Origin of the sequence: Citrobacter sp. CK188 (assembly GCF_030333525.1) — a bacterium.
GTDB lineage: Bacteria > Pseudomonadota > Gammaproteobacteria > Enterobacterales > Enterobacteriaceae > Citrobacter_B > Citrobacter_B koseri.
Map to the genome: position 1 here is coordinate 1 of NZ_JAOWFU010000031.1, position 17187 is coordinate 17187.

Below are 17187 nucleotides of genomic sequence, written 5' to 3' on the forward strand. Positions count from 1 at the left end.
GTGGAGCGGTAGTTCAGTTGGTTAGAATACCTGCCTGTCACGCAGGGGGTCGCGGGTTCGAGTCCCGTCCGTTCCGCCACTTATTAAGAGCCCTGAGCTAACGCTCAGGGCTTTTTTCTTGCCTGCTGTTCCATTATTGCTTATTTCGCAAAAATCCTCTGCGTTCTACGATCTTTTTCCGCATAAAAACAACCGCGATAATCCCTCCTCAGTTAACGACACAACAATTAATGAGGAACTCAATGACAATCCCTGCATTTGGTTTAGGTACTTTTCGCCTGAAAGACGATGTTGTTATCGCATCGGTCAAAACAGCGCTGGAACTGGGCTATCGTGCAATTGATACTGCACAAATCTATGATAATGAAGCGGCTGTTGGTCAGGCGATTGCCGAAAGTGGCATCCCGCGCGGCGAGCTGTACATCACCACCAAGATCTGGACTGAAAATCTCAGCAAAGAGAAGCTGATCCTGAGTCTGAAAGAAAGTCTGGAAAAACTGCGCACTGATTATGTGGATCTGGCATTGATCCACTGGCCGTCACCAAACGATGCGGTATCTGTCGAAGAGTTCATGCAGGCGCTGCTGGAAGCAAAAGAGCAGGGACTAACGCGCGAAATCGGTATTTCTAACTTTACTATCCCGTTGATGGAAAAAGCCATTGCCGCTGTCGGCGCAGAAAACATTGCGACTAACCAGATTGAACTGTCTCCGTATCTGCAAAACCGCAAGGTCGTGGATTGGGCAAAACAGCATGGAATTCACATCACCTCTTACATGACGCTGGCTTATGGTAAGGCACTGAAAGATGAAGTGATTGCCCGTATTGCCGCTAAGCACAATGCGACTTCGGCGCAGGTGATCCTTGCATGGGCAATGGGAGAAGGCTACTCCGTAATTCCTTCTTCTACTAAACGTGAAAATCTGGCAAGCAACCTGCTGGCGCTCGATCTGCATCTGGATGCCGAAGATAAAAAGGCGATTGCCGCACTGGACTGCAACGATCGCCTTGTCAGCCCGGAAGGTCTGGCGCCAGAGTGGGACTGATCGGCTAACCCTCACTCTGTACCCTTAACCCTCTTTTACAGCTCCTTCGGGGGCTGTTTTTACATGATCGCTGAGAAAATCGATAAACGCCCGAATGCGGGTACTGACCGCACGATCGCTGTAATAAACGGCACTGAAAGGCATCTCTACCGGTAGGCGCTTATCGGCCATCAGCTCCACAAGCTCTCCCCGCGCGATTTCTTTATCAATCATATAGTCAGACAGGCAGGCGATCCCGTTACCACTCAGACAAAGCTGCTTGAGCGTCTCACCGCTATTTGACGACAGACCGCTGCTGATTTCATGGAGTTGTCCGTCGCTACATGCTACAGGCCATGTATTGAGCGAAGCCGGTTCAGTGAATCCGAGACATAGATGCTGTTTTAACTCTTCAATGGTTTCGGGTTTGCCAAAGCGGGCAATATAATCCGGCGATGCGATAATCTTTCGATAACTGGTAAAGAGCGGGCGGGCGCGCAGGCTTGAATCGGTCAGCGTCCCGGCACGTATGGCGACATCGACCTTTCGTTCAATCAGATTGATGAATGTTTCTGAGGAAACCAGTGATAACGTCATTTCTGGATAACGCTCGCGAAAAGGCTTAACCAGCGGCATCAGAAAGTGCAGTATCACCGGCGTGGCGGCGTCAATACGCAACAGGCCGCGTGGAGTGCTTCGCGTTTCCATCACCTCCGTTTCAGCGGCGGCCATGTCTTGTAATATTGACTGCACGCGACGAAAATAACGTTCGCCTTCTTCCGTCAGACTCAACTGGCGTGTTGTGCGATTAAGCAGACTCACGCCCAGTTTCATCTCCAGCTTTTTGACCGCCCGGCTGACCGCAGAATTCGCCTGTCCAAGTTGCTCCGCAGCGCGGCTAAAGCTACCGCTTTCGACTACGGCAACAAATATCACGAGTTCTTCTGATGTAGCTTTCATTTTTGCACCTGAAGCAAAATTACATTGATATTTTGGCTATTTTTTCATTAAAACATCCTGGGCTGTTGGTTTCAATCTGCGCGTGAGGTGTGGTGGCCGGAGAGCCTGTTCTGACGGCGTTAACCTGTGATCGATTGGATAGACCAGTTCGCGCTGTTCCTGGTTAAATTTACGGAGGTAAGCGCTTGCTTACAAAACAATATGTAACTGCTCGTTGAAAGTGTGAGCTAAAATCCCTATAACAGAATAACCAGTCCGTGCCCGGGCTGGTTGACGTTACAGAGGTTTTAAAGTCAAACGTGCGAAAAAATACTTATGCCATGCGCTATATTGCCGGACAACCCGCCGAGCGGATTTTACCGCCTGGGTCGTTTGCGAGTATTGGCCAGGCATTACCCGCCGGAGTGCCGTTAAGCAGTGAAGACCGCATTCGGATTCTGGTGTGGAATATCTTTAAACAGCAGCGGGCCGAATGGTTATCGGTGCTGAAAAACTTTGGCAAAGATGCGCACCTGGTTTTATTACAGGAAGCGCAAACCACGCCTGAACTGGTGCAGTTTGCGACCGCTAACTATCTTGCAGCCGATCAGGTTCCCGCTTTTGTGTTACCTCAGCATCCTTCGGGCGTTATGACGCTTTCTGCTGCTCATCCCGTCTACTGCTGCCCGCTGCGCGAACGTGAGCCCATCTTACGTTTGGCGAAGTCAGCGCTGGTGACCGTTTATCCTTTGCCTGATACGCGATTGTTGATGGTGGTAAACATTCACGCCGTTAACTTCAGTCTTGGGGTGGATGTGTATAGTAAGCAGTTACTTCCTATTGGCGATCAAATTGCGCATCACAGCGGCCCGGTGATTATGGCCGGTGATTTCAATGCCTGGAGCCGACCACGAATGAATGCGCTGTATCGCTTTGCGCGCGAGATGTCCCTGCGCCAGGTACGTTTTACTGACGATCAGCGCCGACGGGCGTTTGGCCGTCCTCTTGATTTTGTGTTTTATCGAGGTTTGAACGTTAGCGAGGCTTCCGTACTGGTCACGCGCGCCTCCGATCATAACCCGCTACTCGTTGAATTCAGTCCCGGCAAACCTGAACAATAAGGTGTGTCAGGTCTGCCGTGGGGCAGGCCTGAAGTGGTGCTGCCCTTTATTTTGCAAACAACCAAAGGACAACACGATGACAACACACTCCCACCATGACAACGTCGAAAAGCAGTTTGGCTCTCAGGCAAATGCCTATTTAACCAGTACCGTTCATGCTTCTGGTCGTGACTTACAGCGACTGGCGGAACGGCTGTCCTCTTTTCCGCATGCCAGCGTACTGGATATGGGATGTGGCGCCGGGCACGCCAGTTTTATTGCTGCGCAGAACGTAAAGCAGGTGGTGGCTTACGATTTGTCTTCGCAGATGCTTGAGGTCGTCGTACAGGCGGCGAAAGAGAAAGGTTTAGAAAATATCGCGACCCGACAGGGGTATGCTGAAAATCTGCCGTTTGAGGATCACGCTTTTGATGTTGTGATTAGCCGCTATTCTGCACATCACTGGCATGATGTTGGGCTGGCACTGCGTGAAGTCAACCGGGTTCTGAAAGCGGGTGGCGTGTTGATTATGATGGATGTGATGTCGCCTGGGCATCCGGTGCGCGATATCTGGTTACAGACTGTAGAAGCGTTACGCGACACTTCTCATGTACGTAACTACTCCAGCGGTGAGTGGCTGTCCCTGGTGAATGATGCGAATCTGATTGTCGATACGTTGTTAACGGACCGCTTACCGCTGGAGTTCAGTTCATGGGTAGCGAGAATGCGTACGCCTGCGGCGCTGGTTGAGGCTATTCGTTTGTATCAGAAGAGCGCATCCGCGGAGGTAAAAGCGTATTTCGCTTTGCAGGAGGACGGTTCGTTTACCAGCGATACGATTATGGTTGAGGCGCATAAAGCGGCATAAATAAAAAAGGCACTGGGGGGAAACCAGTGCCTTTTCTGAGTCATGCTATCAGGAGTCAGGTGTGCTGCTGTTCTTCACAAACAACGTTAGCTGATCGCCTGGTTGCAGATTTGCTGTATCGCTGTTCCAGCGCATCACATCTTTGATGTTCACCCCGTGACGTTTGGCGATACTCGAAAGCGAATCACCTTTCCGCACACGATAGGTAATGCTATCGCTGTTGTTGGCCAGACGCTGTGCGCTACTGCCTGCGCCAATCGTCAGACTTTGGCCCACTTTCAGGTTAGATCCGCGCAGACTATTCCACTGCTGCAAATCTTTCGTGCTCACGCCAAGGCGTGCCGCGATGCCGGAAAGCGTATCGCCAGAGCGAACTTTGTAGCTACGGCTGTTCAGCGGCGTATTGTCTGCGACCAGCGTAGACTGTACGGCAGCAATTTCGCCTGAAGCCAGAGACTCACGCAGTTGTTCTGCATGCTTCTTTGGCACCATCACGTACTGTGGGCCGCTAACGCCTAGCGTAGAGCCTTTCACGCCAGCATTAAACGCCTTCAGCTTGGTGACGGACATGCCCGCCATATCTGCAACTTGTGCCATCTCAACCGGGCTGCTCAAACGAACGCGCGCCAGCGCACGACTTTCGTCTGTGGTTGGCAGACGCACGCCATAGCGTTTGCTGTTTTTGAGAATATCGCTCAATGCCAGCATTTTGGGCACGTATAGCTTCGTTTCCTGAGGTAACGAAAGCGACCAGAAGTCGGTGGCTTTGCCACGCGCCTTATTCGCTTTGATTGCCTTCATCACGCGACCTTCGCCGCTATTATAAGCTGCAACGGTCAACAGCCAGTCGCCATCAAACATCTTATTCAGACGCTGCATCATGTCTAACGCGGCCGTTGTGGAAGCCACAACATCACGACGCGCATCATAATTGCGGGTCTGTTTCAAACCATAATTGCGCCCTGTGCTCGGAATGATCTGCCAGATGCCTGCGGCATTGGCGCCAGACGTTGCGTGTGGGTCAAAAGCGCTCTCCACTATGGGTAGTAGTACCAGTTCCATCGGCATGTTACGTTTCTTAACCTGCCCGGCTATCCAGTACATATACGGCTCTGCCCGTAAAGTTACATCGTGGAGATAGCTCTTATTGCGTAAATACTTCTGTTTCTGTTCGCGTATCCGGTTGTTCTCCGGAATTCCCATCTTTAGCTCGTCGCCAATGAAAGCCCACAAGTCTTGATCCGGCGCGAGAGACGTCCCATCGTCCATCCATCGTGCCTGACTCGTAAACTTTCCTGCTTCCCCTTGACCAGCTGCAGAAAGGCTCTGTGCGTGCTGTTGGACGTTGCCAGTGTTCTGAGACGACTGGCACCCCACAAGCAGGACAGAGGCGAGTAATATCGCTTTTGCCTTCATGTGTGTGTCAATAGTTGCTTAAAAGACGACCGATCATAACGGCGAAGTTCGCCAATGACAAGTAGGAATTGTCAGAAGCTGTCTTTCTTTGACCTTAACCAGGCAAAACGCTCTTCAGGTTGTTGCAACTTTGTTTCTTTGTTTATTTCATTAATTAAATCAGGATCTTCCGTTCTCAAAAAAATATTATTTTTCCGCTCATTTTTCAGAATTACGGGGAGTGTAATTTGGTTTTTTGCGCGTAACTCATTAACTTTACGATAATATTCATTTATGAACGAATCGTGCGGTAGGATGCTCAATGCAAACTTCATGTTTGCTAAAGTATACTCATGTGCGCAACAAATCAGCGTATCGTCAGGAAGGGCGCTGATTTTTTTAAGTGATTGATACATCTGTGAGGCTGTACCTTCAAACAGGCGTCCACAACCTCCAGAGAAAAGGGTATCGCCGCAGAAAAGGTAAGGATGACTAAAGTAACAGATATGTCCTAAAGTGTGACCCGGTGTGGCAAATATACTAAATTCATGCCCTAAAACGAGGGCGCTATCGCCATCTTTGACTACGCGCGTGGTTCCCTTATCTTGTGTTTCTGCCGGTCCGTAAACCACTACGTGCGGAAAATGTTGAAGAAGTTCTTTCACGCCGCCAACATGGTCGTGGTGATGGTGAGTGAGGAAAATCGCTTCCGGCTGCCAGTTCTTCTCTTTGATGGCGTTTAGCACGGGAGCCGCTTCGCCAGGATCAACGATCAGACAACGTCCTTCATTATTACTCAGAACCCAGATGTAATTGTCCTGAAATGCGGGAATACTGTTAAGATTCATAAATTACCTCTTAGTGCGTAGCGGAAGGTTGTGATGAAACCGGCAAGGATCCCTCAAACAGTCATAGCTCCCCATCGCTGGGGCGATTTGCCCTGGGGTGAATACTATCGTGAGGCGCTGGAGCATCAGCTTAACCCGTGGTTCGCCAAAATGTATGGTTTTCATTTGCTTAAAATTGGTAATTTAAGCGCAGAAATCAACTCTGAAGCGTGCGCCGTTTCTCATCAAGTCAATATTTCCCTGCAAGGCGCGCCCGTCCAGGTTCAGGCCGATCCCTTACATCTTCCCTTTGCCGATAAGTCTGTTGATGTTTGTCTGTTGGCGCATACGCTACCGTGGTGCGTCGACCCACATCGGTTACTGCGTGAGGCCGATCGGGTGTTAATTGATGATGGCTGGCTGGTTTTGAGTGGTTTTAACCCGATTAGTCTGATGGGCCTGCGTAAGCTGGTGCCCGTCTTGCGTAAATCTTCACCTTATAACAGCCGGATGTTTACGCTGATGCGCCAACTGGACTGGCTCTCGTTATTGAATTTTGAAGTGCTGCACTACAGCCGTTTTCATGTTTTACCCTGGTCAAAGCAAGGGGGAAAGCTGCTGAGCACGCATATTCCGGCGCTGGGCTGCCTGCAACTGATTGTGGCGCGTAAGCGAACCATCCCGCTTACGCTTAACCCGATGAAACAAAATAAAAGCAAAGCGCGGATTCGCCAGGCTGTGGGCGCGACCCGGCAATACCGTAAGCCAGACGCTTAAGCCTCTGCCTGATAGCCAACGTCTTCCTGCGTAGGATTCATCGCTGCCGCACGCGCCAGCTCATCGCAACGTTCGTTTTCAGGATGGCCGGCATGGCCTTTTACCCATTCCCATTTGATTTGATGTTGGCCCAGCGCGGCATCAAGGCGCTTCCAGAGATCGACATTCTTTACCGGCTTTTTCTCTGCTGTTTTCCAGCCGCGCTTTTTCCAGTTGTGGATCCATTGCGTAATTCCCTGACGGACATACTGGCTGTCCGTGCTTAATGTGACTTCACAATGTTCTTTTAACGCTTCCAGCGCGACGATGGCCGCCATAAGCTCCATGCGATTGTTAGTTGTGAGGCTATATCCTTCACTAAAGGTTTTTTCATGGCCGCGATAGCGTAAAATAGCGCCATAACCACCAGGACCTGGATTTCCCAGGCAAGAGCCATCGGTGAAAATTTCTACCTGTTTAAGCATCTCTGGTAGACTTCCTGTAATTGAAATCGATCGTAAAACGACAAGTTTGACATAAATGACCGCTATGAGCACTGCAATTACACGACAGATCGTCCTCGATACCGAAACCACCGGTATGAACCAGATCGGCGCCCACTACGAAGGCCATAAGATCATTGAGATCGGTGCAGTCGAGGTCGTGAACCGCCGCCTTACCGGCAATAACTTCCACGTCTATCTAAAACCGGACCGACTGGTGGACCCGGAAGCGTTCGGCGTACACGGTATTGCGGATGAATTTCTGCTTGATAAACCCGTTTTTGCCGATGTGGTTGACGACTTCCTGGAGTATATCCGTGGCGCGGAACTGGTGATCCATAACGCATCGTTTGATATCGGCTTTATGGATTATGAGTTCGCCAAGCTCAGTCGTGGTATTCCGAAAACAAGCGAGTTCTGCAAAATCACCGATAGCCTGGCGCTGGCGAGGAGGATGTTCCCCGGCAAGCGTAACAGCCTTGATGCGCTTTGTTCACGCTATGAGATAGATAACAGCAAACGTACGCTGCACGGCGCATTGCTCGATGCCCAGATTCTGGCCGATGTCTATCTGGCGATGACCGGCGGGCAAACGTCGATGGCCTTCTCAATGGAAGGGGAAACGCAGCAACAGCAGGGTGAAGCGACAATCCAGCGTATTGTCCGCCAGGCCAGCAAGTTACGCGTTGTTTTAGCGACTGATGAAGAGCTGATGGCGCATGAGTCGCGTCTCGACCTGGTGCAGAAGAAAGGCGGAAGTTGCCTCTGGCGGGCGTAATTCGGGGTTTTACGACGTAAAAATAGCCGTCCGGGTGATTTTTACAGCAAACGATTCAAAACGTGAGAAAAACCGTTGACGAGGTGCGAGGCAATCCGTAATATGCGCTTCGTTCCCAAGAGGAACACAACGCGGAGCGGTAGTTCAGTTGGTTAGAATACCTGCCTGTCACGCAGGGGGTCGCGGGTTCGAGTCCCGTCCGTTCCGCCACTATTCAGAAAGCCTGAATCAGAAATGATTCAGGCTTTCGTCGTTTTAGCCTTCAACAAAAATTATCCTTCTCTGTAGAAATGCCAGAATCGCTGCAAAGAAGGATGAACAATCATCAGCGTAACGTGAATGGGTCGGCGTCCTGCCATGCCGGAAATTTCTCGCGGTATTCCCGTAACGCCGTGAGCGACAGGTCTGCATCAATACGTGTCGCCTGATGTGGTTCGGCGGTGGCGATAATCTCTCCTTGCGGGTTAATCACCCGGCTGTCCCCACGGTAATGGTGCCCGTTGCCGTCAGTGCCAACACGGTTACAGCCTGCTACATAGGCCTGGTTTTCAATCGCGCGTGCGGTGAGCAGCGCCTGCCAGTGTAGCGAACGTGGAGCAGGCCAGTTTGCTACATACAGCGCCAGGTCATAATCATTAAGATTGCGGGACCATACCGGAAAACGCAGGTCATAACACACTAACGGCAGAATACGCCAGCCGCGCCATTCAACGACAACACGTTTATCGCCCGCCTGGTAATGATGATGTTCATCCGCCATGCGGAACAGATGGCGTTTATCATAGCAATGAACGTTGCCGTCAGGTTCAACCAGTAAAAAACGGTTTACCGGGCCACGTTCGGTTTGCAACGCAGCGCTGCCCGCAATCAGGGCATCAGTCTGTTGTGCTTTGGCCAGCATCCAGTCGATCGCATCTTCTTGCGGGAGTGACTGAAGTGCGGCTTCCATTGCAAAACCGGTGGTAAACATTTCAGGTAAAACAATGACGTCACGTCCGGTGATGGTTTCCAGCAGTCTGTCAAAATGACGTAAATTGGCCGGACCGTCCATCCAGACCAGCGGTTGTTGCAACAGGGTAATTTTCAAACCAGGCACGATCGGGGCTCCTCGTTGAACAGCATTTTTACACTGTAGCATGAGCATCAACGAAAATGTGGCAATAAAAAGCCCCGCAGAAGCGGGGCTTTCAGGGGAGGTGAGGATTAAGCGGCTTCGACTTTACGCACTTGCTTCTCTGGCAACTTTACCGGCTGAGTCGCCAGCGCGTCGGCATCAAAATCATCAACGTTAATGCTGCGCAGACGGCTTTCTTCCGCTTTCACCAGAATGGCGGCTTCATCGTTATCAATCAGCCCTTTTGCCAGCGCGTTATGCGCCAGTTCATCCAGACGGGTAAACGGCAGATTTTTACCCAGCTCTTTGCAGATCCGCTGGTGGATAGGATCTGCCGCTATTACGTCCAGCAGCGCTTCTTCCAGCAAGCCGACCGGGTTATGCTCGCTCGGCGTCAGGTATTGACCGCGACCGATACGTGAACGGGTTGCGCTCGGTACTTGTAGAATCTGCGCGACCTTATGATCCAGCTTGTCGGAAGGGGCAAGGTAGTGACGACCGGTTGGGAAGATCACCACGTTCAGCAGACCCGCAACAAAACGGTTCGGGAAGTTTTGCAGCAGTTCATCCATCGCTTGCTCCGCCTGATACAACGCATCCTGTACGCCCCAGTGCACCAGCGGCAGATCGGCTTCGTTACGGCCTTCATCGTCATAGCGTTTCAGCACGGCGGAGGCCAGATACAGCTGGCTTAAAATATCGCCCAGGCGTGCGGAAATACGTTCACGACGTTTCAGGCTACCGCCCAACACCGCCATTGAGACATCAGACAGCAGGGCCAGGTTGGCGCTCAGTCGGTTAAGGTGCTGGTAATAACGTTTCGTTGCGTCGCTGGTTGGGGTGTAGCTGGTCAGGCCGCGGGTCAGACCGAGCCAGAAGCTGCGTACTTTGTTGCTACCGACATGGCCGATATGTTTAAACAGCAGATTGTCGAACGCATTCACATCGTTGCTTTGCGCGGCGGCCATCTCTTCCAGAACATACGGATGGCAGCGAATCGCCCCCTGACCGAAGATCATCATGCTGCGGGTCAGGATATTCGCACCTTCAACGGTGATGGCGATAGGCGCCCCCTGGTAAGAACGCGCCAGGAAGTTGCTTTCGCCAAGCATAATGCCTTTACCACCGGTAATGTCCATTGCGTCGATGATGGACTGCTGGCCGCGATGGGTACAGTGGTACTTGACGATAGCTGACAGCACCGCCGGTTTTTCACCCAGCATAATGCCGTAGGTAATCAGCGACGCTGCGGCGTCCATTACGTAGGCGTTACCGGCAATGCGCGCCAGAGCCTCTTCAATACCTTCCATCTTGCCGATAGAGATTTTGAACTGGCGACGAATATGGGCATATGCCCCGGTTGCCAGCGCGACGGATTTAACCCCGCCGGTCGAGTTGGACGGCAGCGTGATACCACGGCCTACCGACAGGCATTCCACCAGCATACGCCAGCCCTGGCCTGCCATCTTCGGCCCGCCAATGATGTAGTCGATTGGCACAAAAATATCTTTGCCGTGCGTAGGCCCGTTCTGGAACGGTACGTTCAGCGGGAAGTGACGGCGACCAATTTCTACGCCAGGCGTTGAGGTCGGGATCAGCGCACAGGTGATACCCAGCTCTTCTTCGCCACCCAGCAGTTTTTCCGGGTCAGAGAGTTTAAAGGCCAGGCCCAGCACGGTCGCGATAGGGGCCAGCGTAATGTAACGTTTGTTCCAGGTCAGGCGCATACCCAGCACCTGCTGGCCTTGCCATTCGCCCATGCAGACGACGCCGGTATCAGGAATTGCGCCCGCATCGGAGCCCGCTTCCGGGCTGGTCAGCGCAAAGCAAGGGATCTCCTGACCACGCGCCAGACGCGGCAGGTAATGGTTTTTCTGCTCTTCAGTACCGTAGTGTTGCAGCAGTTCACCTGGGCCTAATGAGTTAGGTACGCCCACGGTAATCGCCAGAATCCCGGAAACGCCGGAGAGTTTTTGCAGCACGCGAGACTGCGCATACGCCGAAAACTCCAGGCCGCCGTACTCTTTCTTGATGATCATCGCGAAGAAGCGATGCTCTTTCAGGTAGTCCCACAACTCCGGCGGCAGATCGGCTAATTCGTGCGTGATCTGGAAATCATTCGCCATACGGCAGGCTTCTTCTACCGGGCCATCCAGGAACGCCTGTTCTTCAGCGGTCAGATGCGGTTGCGGATAGTTGTGCAATTTTTTCCAGTCAGGTTTGCCCTGGAAGAGATCGCCTTCCCACCATGTTGTACCGGCATCAATGGCCTCTTTCTCCGTGCGCGACATCGGCGGCATCACTTTACGGAAGCTACGAAACGCTGGCGCAGAGATCATCGACTTACGCATCGGCGTAACGTTAAACGGTACGAGGATAATGGCCAGAGGAACCAGCACCCAGATAGACCACAGGCCAGCAACGCCCAGCGCGGCTGTCCATGCGAGTAAAATCAGGCTGCTGAGGAATAAGCTCACGCGGTGGTAAAACAGCGCGCCGAGCAGAACAACCGTTGCGAGAATACTCAAAATCATCATAACGAAAAGCTCCCTTGCTTGTAGGAGGTCTGACCACTTGTGATGATATGGTTGTAGTGGATGTCATTTCTTTTAGCAATGTGTTTACAAAATAATTACAACGAAGCTCACATTGTTGCCGTTTTCACCGGCACAAAAAATCAAAAGCCAGCGGCATTCCTGTGGCTTGTGCTTCTCGCTTTCTGCGCTATCCGGTACACTGCATCTGTCAATTACATTCATGCTGAAGGATATCCTCATGTACCAGGATCTTATTCGTAACGAACTGAACGAAGCGGCGGAAACGCTGGCCAATTTTTTAAAAGATGAAGCCAATATTCACGCTATTCAGCGCGCGGCGGTCCTGCTGGCAGACAGTTTTAAAGCGGGTGGCAAGGTACTTTCCTGCGGTAACGGCGGCTCTCATTGCGACGCGATGCATTTTGCCGAAGAGCTGACCGGTCGCTACCGCGAAAACCGTCCAGGCTACCCGGCGATCGCTATTTCTGACGTCAGCCATATCTCCTGTGTCAGTAATGATTTTGGTTACGACTATGTTTTCTCCCGCTACGTTGAAGCGGTTGGCCGTGAAGGGGATGTGCTGTTAGGGATCTCAACTTCGGGCAACTCTGGTAACGTGATTAAAGCGATTGCCGCAGCACGCGAGAAGGGAATGAAAGTCATCACCCTGACCGGGAAAGACGGCGGTAAAATGGCAGGGACGGCGGATATTGAAATTCGCGTGCCGCATTTCGGTTATGCTGATCGTATTCAGGAAATCCATATCAAAGTGATTCATATCCTGATCCAATTGATCGAAAAAGAGATGGTTAAGTAAGCGGATAATTCTTTACTGTGTTTTTGCCGGATGATGACGTTAAAGCGTCTTATCCGGCCTACATTTGATTTGTCCAGGCCTGATAAGCGCAGCGCCATCAGGCGGTTCAGCGTTTTAAGGTAGGTGATGTATGTGCGAACTGCTCGGGATGAGCGCCAATGTGCCAACCGATATTTGCTTTAGTTTCACCGGGCTGGTTCAGCGTGGTGGAGGAACCGGGCCGCACAAAGACGGCTGGGGCATTACGTTTTATGAAGGTAAAGGGTGTCGCACGTTTAAAGATCCGCAACCCAGTTTTAATTCGCCCATCGCCAGACTGGTGCAAGACTATCCCATTAAATCCTGTTCCGTCGTCGCCCATATTCGCCAGGCGAATCGTGGGGAAGTGGCGCTGGAAAATACGCATCCGTTTACCCGTGAGCTTTGGGGGCGTAACTGGACGTATGCGCATAACGGGCAGCTCAATGGCTACAAATCGCTTGAAACCGGTAATTTTCGCCCGGTTGGTGAGACGGACAGCGAAAAAGCGTTCTGCTGGCTGCTGCATAAGCTGACGCAGCGTTATCCGCGTACGCCGGGCAATATGATGGCGGTATTTAAATATATTGCGACGCTGGCAGAAGAACTCCGTAAGAAAGGTGTCTTCAACATGCTGCTGTCAGACGGGCGCTATGTCATGGCCTATTGCTCGACCAATTTATTCTGGATCACCCGCCGCGCGCCGTTTGGCGTCGCCACGCTGTTGGACCAGGATGTGGAAATCGACTTCAGTTCACAAACCACACCGAATGATGTGGTTACCGTGATTGCAACGCAGCCGCTGACGGGAAATGAAACCTGGCAAAAGATTATGCCAGGCGAATGGCGATTATTTTGTCTCGGGGAGCGTATAGTTTGACGCCAGCTGTGGCTGAACCACTTCATGACTCAACGGTTTGCTGACCACGTAACGGCCATCAACAACGGAAACCGTTGGTGGCTTACGGGTTTGCTCAAAGTAGTCGTAGCCCGGTTTTAGCTGCGTCCAGAAATCTTTGTAATACGAATACTTATGGCGCTGCATATTTGCATCGGTCATGCGGAAGGGATAGATGCTCACCTGTACGCTGGATTGCCCGAATACCAGGGCGCCGGTTACAAACTGGAAAATCTCATCAATGCCGCTGTCGGTCATGGCATAGCAACCGACGGAGACGCAGGCGCCGTGGATCATCAGATACTTACCTTCATAACCGTGTGCGCGGTCATAGGCGTTCGGAAAACCGATATTAATGGCCTTATAGAAACGGCTATCCGGTTTGAGCTGATTACGCTGGACGCTGTAAAAACCTTCCGGGCTTTTAAAGTCACCCTGGCGTTGTTTGGGGCCTAAACCACCGGAATAGTTGCAAATTTTGTAGCTGTCGAGCAATTGATATTGCTCACCCATCTTGACGTACAGATCGAGCGTACGCTCTTCTTTAAAGATCTGAATATAGACAGGCGACCCCATCAACTGCTGCTTATATTCTTTGCTGACTGGCGTGGTTGGGCTGCTACTGCTTAGCAAACCGGCAAATGAGACGCACGGGATCAGAAGCATCGCAAGAAAAAATGCGATTTTACGCATACTGCTTATTCCTTGATAAAACGGTTACACACGCCAGAACGGCAAACAGAGTCCCCAAATCAGACTAATCCGTATTTGGTGCGCTCACATTATCACCACGGCAGTTTTTCGCAAGCCCCAGGCGATGCGTTTACAATTTAGTTTCTCTTTATACTGAAATTTAGCCGTCAAGGCAGTCAGAACCCGGCGCATTCTGCTGCGGCTTAATTTCCACTCGCTTCTCACAATACAAAATATACTGTATACTTAAACAGTATTGCAGAGGTGAGCCATGCGCAAAATCATACATGTTGATATGGACTGTTTTTACGCGGCGGTTGAAATGCGCGATAACCCGGCCCTGCGTGATATTCCCATTGCTATCGGCGGCAGCCGCGAGCGCAGGGGCGTTATCAGTACGGCGAATTATCCCGCCCGCAAATTTGGTGTGCGCAGCGCGATGCCGACCGGTATGGCGCTTAAGCTTTGCCCGCACCTCACGCTATTGCCGGGGCGGTTTGAGGCGTATAAAGAAGCGTCGCAGCATATCCGTGAAATCTTCTCTCGTTATACCTCGCGTATAGAGCCGCTTTCGCTGGATGAAGCCTATCTGGACGTCACCGACAGCACTTATTGCCACGGCTCCGCCACGCTTATCGCTCAGGAAATCCGTCAGACGATTTTTAACGAACTCCAGCTCACCGCATCAGCAGGTATTGCTCCGGTTAAGTTTCTGGCAAAAATTGCTTCTGACCTTAATAAACCGAATGGACAATATGTGATTACCCCCGCCGATGTTCCTGAGTTTCTCAAAACCTTACCGCTGGGGAAAATTCCGGGGGTGGGTAAAGTGTCTGCGGCCAGGCTGGAAACGATGGGGCTGCGTACCTGTGAAGACGTGCAAAAGTACGATCTGGCGATGTTACTCAAGCGCTTTGGTAAGTTTGGCCGCGTGTTATGGGAGCGTAGCCAGGGGATTGATGAGCGGGATGTGAACAATGAAAGACTGCGTAAATCGATAGGCGTTGAACGCACGCTGGCGGAGGATATTCACGAATGGGCGGAATGCGAGGCGATCATTGAGCGGTTATATCCAGAGCTGGAAAGGCGGCTGGCAAAAGTGAAGCCTGACCTGCTCATTGCCCGTCAGGGGGTTAAATTAAAATTTAACGATTTCCAGCTGACCACTCAGGAGCACGTCTGGCCGCGTTTAAGCAAGGACGATTTAATCACGACGGCGCGTAAAACCTGGAATGAGCGGCGGGGAGGGCGGGGCGTGCGGCTGGTAGGGTTACACGTTACGCTACTGGACCCGCAACTGGAAAGACAGCTTCTGCTGGGGCTGTGACTTTGATGTATTGCCGGATGGCGCTGCGCTTATCCGGCCTACAAATCAGCGTGTAGGCCGGATAAGGCGTTTACGCCGCCATCCGGCAATGTTTCGTAGCGACTTACTTCGCTGGAATAGACTTCAGCAGTTCAGTCAGAAGCCGCCAGTAGTGACCGACGCTTTCGATATGAACCTGCTCATCTGGAGAGTGCGGGCCGGTAATGGTTGGCCCGATAGAGACCATGTCCATATCCGGGTACGGTTTTTTGAACAGACCGCATTCCAGACCCGCGTGAATAATCTGGATGTTCGGCGTCTTATTGAACAGACGCTGGTAAGTTTCACGCACCAGGTGCATTACCGGCGAGTTCGCATCTGGCTGCCAGCCCGGATAGCCGCCTTTTGCTTCGGTTTTCGCGCCGGCCAGTTTACCCAGTGAATCCAGCATGCTCACCACGTAGTCTTTACCGCTGTCGATCAGCGAGCGGATCAGGCAGTGGATTTCCACGTTGTTGTCGGTCATGCTCACAACGCCCACGTTCAGGGACGTCTCAACCACGCCTTTCGCTACGTCGGAATTGCGAATCACGCCGTTTGGCGTGGCGTTCAGCAGACGGATAAAGCCGTCGCGGGACGAAGCAGTCAGCGCCGCTTTGTCGTTAGCGGCTGCTTCCAGCAGAACCACCAGATTCTTCTCTTTCTCTGCCAGCTCGTTTTTCAGGATTTCCTGATAAGCGTTCACCCGCGTTTTCAGCGCATCGACGTTATCTGCCGCTACGGCAACGGTGGCGAAGGCTTCACGCGGGATAGCGTTACGCAGCGTACCGCCGTTGAAATCAACCAGACGCAGACCCAGTTCTTCAGCATGATCCGCCAGGAAGCGCACCAGCAGCTTGTTGGCATTGCCGAGACCGACGTGGATTTCGCCGCCGGAGTGGCCGCCTTTCAGGCCTTTCAGCGTCAGTTTAAAGCTCTGGAAGCCCGCCGGAATGGCTTCACGGGACAGCGGCAGGTTAGAGGTAAAATCGATACCGCCTGCACAGCCCATGTAGATCTCACCTTCTTCTTCGGAGTCGGTATTGATCAGAATATCGGCCTGTAGCCAGCCTGGCTGAAGGCCGAATGCGCCGTCCATACCGGCTTCTTCCGTCATGGTCAGCAGCACTTCCAGCGGGCCGTGCGCGACGTTGTCGTCAGCCAGAACGGCCAGCGCGGAAGCCATACCAATGCCGTTATCCGCGCCCAGCGTGGTGCCGCGGGCTTTTACCCACTCGCCGTCAATATAAGGCTGGATCGGATCTTTGGTGAAGTCGTGTACGGTGTCGTTGTTTTTCTGCGGAACCATATCCAGGTGCGCCTGCAAAACCACTGGCTTGCGGTTTTCCATACCTGCGGTGGCAGGTTTACGAATCAGGATATTACCGACCCGATCGCGCTCAGCGTGGAAACCTTTCTCTTTGGCCCAGCCCATAATGTGTTCAGCGAGCTGCTCTTCATGGTAGGACGGATGAGGAATAGAACAGATTTTTGCAAAAATATCCCACAGCGGTTGTGGAGATAATTGAGACAGTTCAGACACGATAAGTCTCCTTGACGATGTCCTGCAAAAC

General features: G+C 52.0%; 16 protein-coding genes and 2 tRNA genes. 10 read left to right on the forward strand and 8 right to left on the reverse strand.

The annotated features are described in order from the left end of the window. The first annotated feature begins 2 nt into the window (after positions 1-2). Together OGV67_RS10880 and dkgB are read left to right on the forward strand one after the other, a co-directional pair. Positions 3-79, forward strand: a tRNA-Asp gene (locus OGV67_RS10880). A gap of 163 nt (positions 80-242) precedes the next feature. Continuing rightward, positions 243-1046 carry a 2,5-didehydrogluconate reductase DkgB gene (gene dkgB, locus OGV67_RS10885; RefSeq protein ID WP_012133791.1) on the forward strand — a complete coding sequence of 268 codons (804 nt, stop codon included), beginning with the start codon at positions 243-245 and terminating at the stop codon, positions 1044-1046. Positions 1047-1070: 24 nt separating this feature from the next. On the opposite strand, the gene yafC is transcribed toward dkgB, so the two are convergent. Continuing rightward, on the reverse strand, positions 1071-1985 hold the full coding sequence (gene yafC / locus OGV67_RS10890) for a DNA-binding transcriptional regulator YafC (RefSeq protein WP_012133790.1): 915 nt from the start codon (positions 1983-1985) through the stop codon (positions 1071-1073). Between the two features lie 299 nt (positions 1986-2284). Here yafC and OGV67_RS10895 point away from each other — a divergent pair, with 299 nt between their 5' ends. Together OGV67_RS10895 and OGV67_RS10900 are read left to right on the forward strand one after the other, a co-directional pair. After that, positions 2285-3085 carry an endonuclease/exonuclease/phosphatase family protein gene (locus OGV67_RS10895; protein ID WP_024130650.1) on the forward strand — a complete coding sequence of 267 codons (801 nt, stop codon included), beginning with the start codon at positions 2285-2287 and terminating at the stop codon, positions 3083-3085. A 76-nt stretch (positions 3086-3161) separates the two neighbouring features. Continuing rightward, positions 3162-3932, forward strand: coding sequence for a class I SAM-dependent methyltransferase (locus OGV67_RS10900; protein WP_071260099.1), 771 nt, complete (start codon positions 3162-3164; stop codon positions 3930-3932). A gap of 48 nt (positions 3933-3980) precedes the next feature. Here OGV67_RS10900 and mltD read toward each other — a convergent pair whose 3' ends face one another. Then, positions 3981-5348, reverse strand: coding sequence for a murein transglycosylase D (mltD, locus tag OGV67_RS10905; protein WP_047458772.1), 1368 nt, complete (start codon positions 5346-5348; stop codon positions 3981-3983). Between the two features lie 71 nt (positions 5349-5419). After that, on the reverse strand, positions 5420-6175 hold the full coding sequence (gene gloB, locus OGV67_RS10910; RefSeq protein ID WP_012133786.1) for a hydroxyacylglutathione hydrolase: 756 nt from the start codon (positions 6173-6175) through the stop codon (positions 5420-5422). A 33-nt stretch (positions 6176-6208) separates the two neighbouring features. Between gloB and OGV67_RS10915 the strand changes: the two genes are divergently transcribed. Further along, positions 6209-6931: a class I SAM-dependent methyltransferase gene (locus OGV67_RS10915; protein ID WP_012133785.1), complete on the forward strand. Its 723-nt coding sequence runs from the start codon at positions 6209-6211 to the stop codon at positions 6929-6931. On the opposite strand, the gene rnhA is transcribed toward OGV67_RS10915, so the two are convergent. Beyond that, positions 6928-7395, reverse strand: coding sequence for a ribonuclease HI (rnhA, locus tag OGV67_RS10920; protein ID WP_012133784.1), 468 nt, complete (start codon positions 7393-7395; stop codon positions 6928-6930). The two genes, OGV67_RS10915 and rnhA, sit on opposite strands and share 4 nt — an antisense overlap. Before the next feature lie 64 nt (positions 7396-7459). Between rnhA and dnaQ the strand changes: the two genes are divergently transcribed. Both dnaQ and OGV67_RS10930 read left to right on the forward strand, forming a co-directional pair. After that, positions 7460-8191 (forward strand): DNA polymerase III subunit epsilon, encoded by a 732-nt coding sequence (dnaQ, locus tag OGV67_RS10925; RefSeq protein ID WP_024130648.1) that lies wholly within the window; start codon positions 7460-7462, stop codon positions 8189-8191. 133 nt (positions 8192-8324) lie between these two features. Beyond that, positions 8325-8401, forward strand: a tRNA-Asp gene (locus OGV67_RS10930). A 115-nt stretch (positions 8402-8516) separates the two neighbouring features. On the opposite strand, the gene OGV67_RS10935 is transcribed toward OGV67_RS10930, so the two are convergent. After that, positions 8517-9287, reverse strand: coding sequence for an amidohydrolase (locus OGV67_RS10935; protein WP_024130647.1), 771 nt, complete (start codon positions 9285-9287; stop codon positions 8517-8519). 107 nt (positions 9288-9394) lie between these two features. Beyond that, complete coding sequence (fadE, locus tag OGV67_RS10940) at positions 9395-11842, reverse strand: acyl-CoA dehydrogenase FadE (RefSeq protein ID WP_047458764.1); 2448 nt, start codon at positions 11840-11842, stop codon at positions 9395-9397. Positions 11843-12080: 238 nt separating this feature from the next. On the opposite strand from fadE, the gene lpcA reads away from it, so the two are divergent. Further along, on the forward strand, positions 12081-12659 hold the full coding sequence (lpcA, locus tag OGV67_RS10945) for a D-sedoheptulose 7-phosphate isomerase (RefSeq protein ID WP_024130646.1): 579 nt from the start codon (positions 12081-12083) through the stop codon (positions 12657-12659). 130 nt (positions 12660-12789) lie between these two features. Then, positions 12790-13557 (forward strand): class II glutamine amidotransferase, encoded by a 768-nt coding sequence (locus OGV67_RS10950; protein ID WP_012133779.1) that lies wholly within the window; start codon positions 12790-12792, stop codon positions 13555-13557. Here OGV67_RS10950 and dpaA read toward each other — a convergent pair. Further along, positions 13528-14268, reverse strand: a complete 741-nt coding sequence (gene dpaA, locus OGV67_RS10955; RefSeq protein ID WP_012133778.1) for a peptidoglycan meso-diaminopimelic acid protein amidase — start codon at positions 14266-14268, stop codon at positions 13528-13530. The genes OGV67_RS10950 and dpaA overlap by 30 nt on opposite strands. 271 nt (positions 14269-14539) lie before the next feature. Between dpaA and dinB the strand changes: the two genes are divergently transcribed. Next, entirely contained in the window at positions 14540-15595 is a 1056-nt protein-coding gene (gene dinB, locus OGV67_RS10960) for a DNA polymerase IV (protein WP_012133777.1), read from the forward strand. A gap of 103 nt (positions 15596-15698) precedes the next feature. Here dinB and pepD read toward each other — a convergent pair whose 3' ends face one another. After that, entirely contained in the window at positions 15699-17156 is a 1458-nt protein-coding gene (gene pepD, locus OGV67_RS10965) for a cytosol nonspecific dipeptidase (protein ID WP_115615089.1), read from the reverse strand. Between the last annotated feature and the right edge of the window lie 31 nt (positions 17157-17187).

Excerpts from the sequence above, each read along its gene's own strand:
- dnaQ (WP_024130648.1), top strand. The coding sequence starts at position 7,460 with ATGAGCACTGCAATTACACGACAGATCGTCCTCGATACCGAAACCACC.
- dinB (WP_012133777.1), top strand. The coding sequence starts at position 14,540 with ATGCGCAAAATCATACATGTTGATATGGACTGTTTTTACGCGGCGGTT.
- yafC (WP_012133790.1), bottom strand. The coding sequence starts at position 1,985 with ATGAAAGCTACATCAGAAGAACTCGTGATATTTGTTGCCGTAGTCGAA.
- mltD (WP_047458772.1), bottom strand. The coding sequence starts at position 5,348 with ATGAAGGCAAAAGCGATATTACTCGCCTCTGTCCTGCTTGTGGGGTGC.
- OGV67_RS10900 (WP_071260099.1), top strand. The coding sequence starts at position 3,162 with ATGACAACACACTCCCACCATGACAACGTCGAAAAGCAGTTTGGCTCT.
- lpcA (WP_024130646.1), top strand. The coding sequence starts at position 12,081 with ATGTACCAGGATCTTATTCGTAACGAACTGAACGAAGCGGCGGAAACG.
- OGV67_RS10915 (WP_012133785.1), top strand. The coding sequence starts at position 6,209 with ATGAAACCGGCAAGGATCCCTCAAACAGTCATAGCTCCCCATCGCTGG.
- rnhA (WP_012133784.1), bottom strand. The coding sequence starts at position 7,395 with ATGCTTAAACAGGTAGAAATTTTCACCGATGGCTCTTGCCTGGGAAAT.
- OGV67_RS10950 (WP_012133779.1), top strand. The coding sequence starts at position 12,790 with ATGTGCGAACTGCTCGGGATGAGCGCCAATGTGCCAACCGATATTTGC.
- gloB (WP_012133786.1), bottom strand. The coding sequence starts at position 6,175 with ATGAATCTTAACAGTATTCCCGCATTTCAGGACAATTACATCTGGGTT.
- fadE (WP_047458764.1), bottom strand. The coding sequence starts at position 11,842 with ATGATGATTTTGAGTATTCTCGCAACGGTTGTTCTGCTCGGCGCGCTG.
- dkgB (WP_012133791.1), top strand. The coding sequence starts at position 243 with ATGACAATCCCTGCATTTGGTTTAGGTACTTTTCGCCTGAAAGACGAT.
- dpaA (WP_012133778.1), bottom strand. The coding sequence starts at position 14,268 with ATGCGTAAAATCGCATTTTTTCTTGCGATGCTTCTGATCCCGTGCGTC.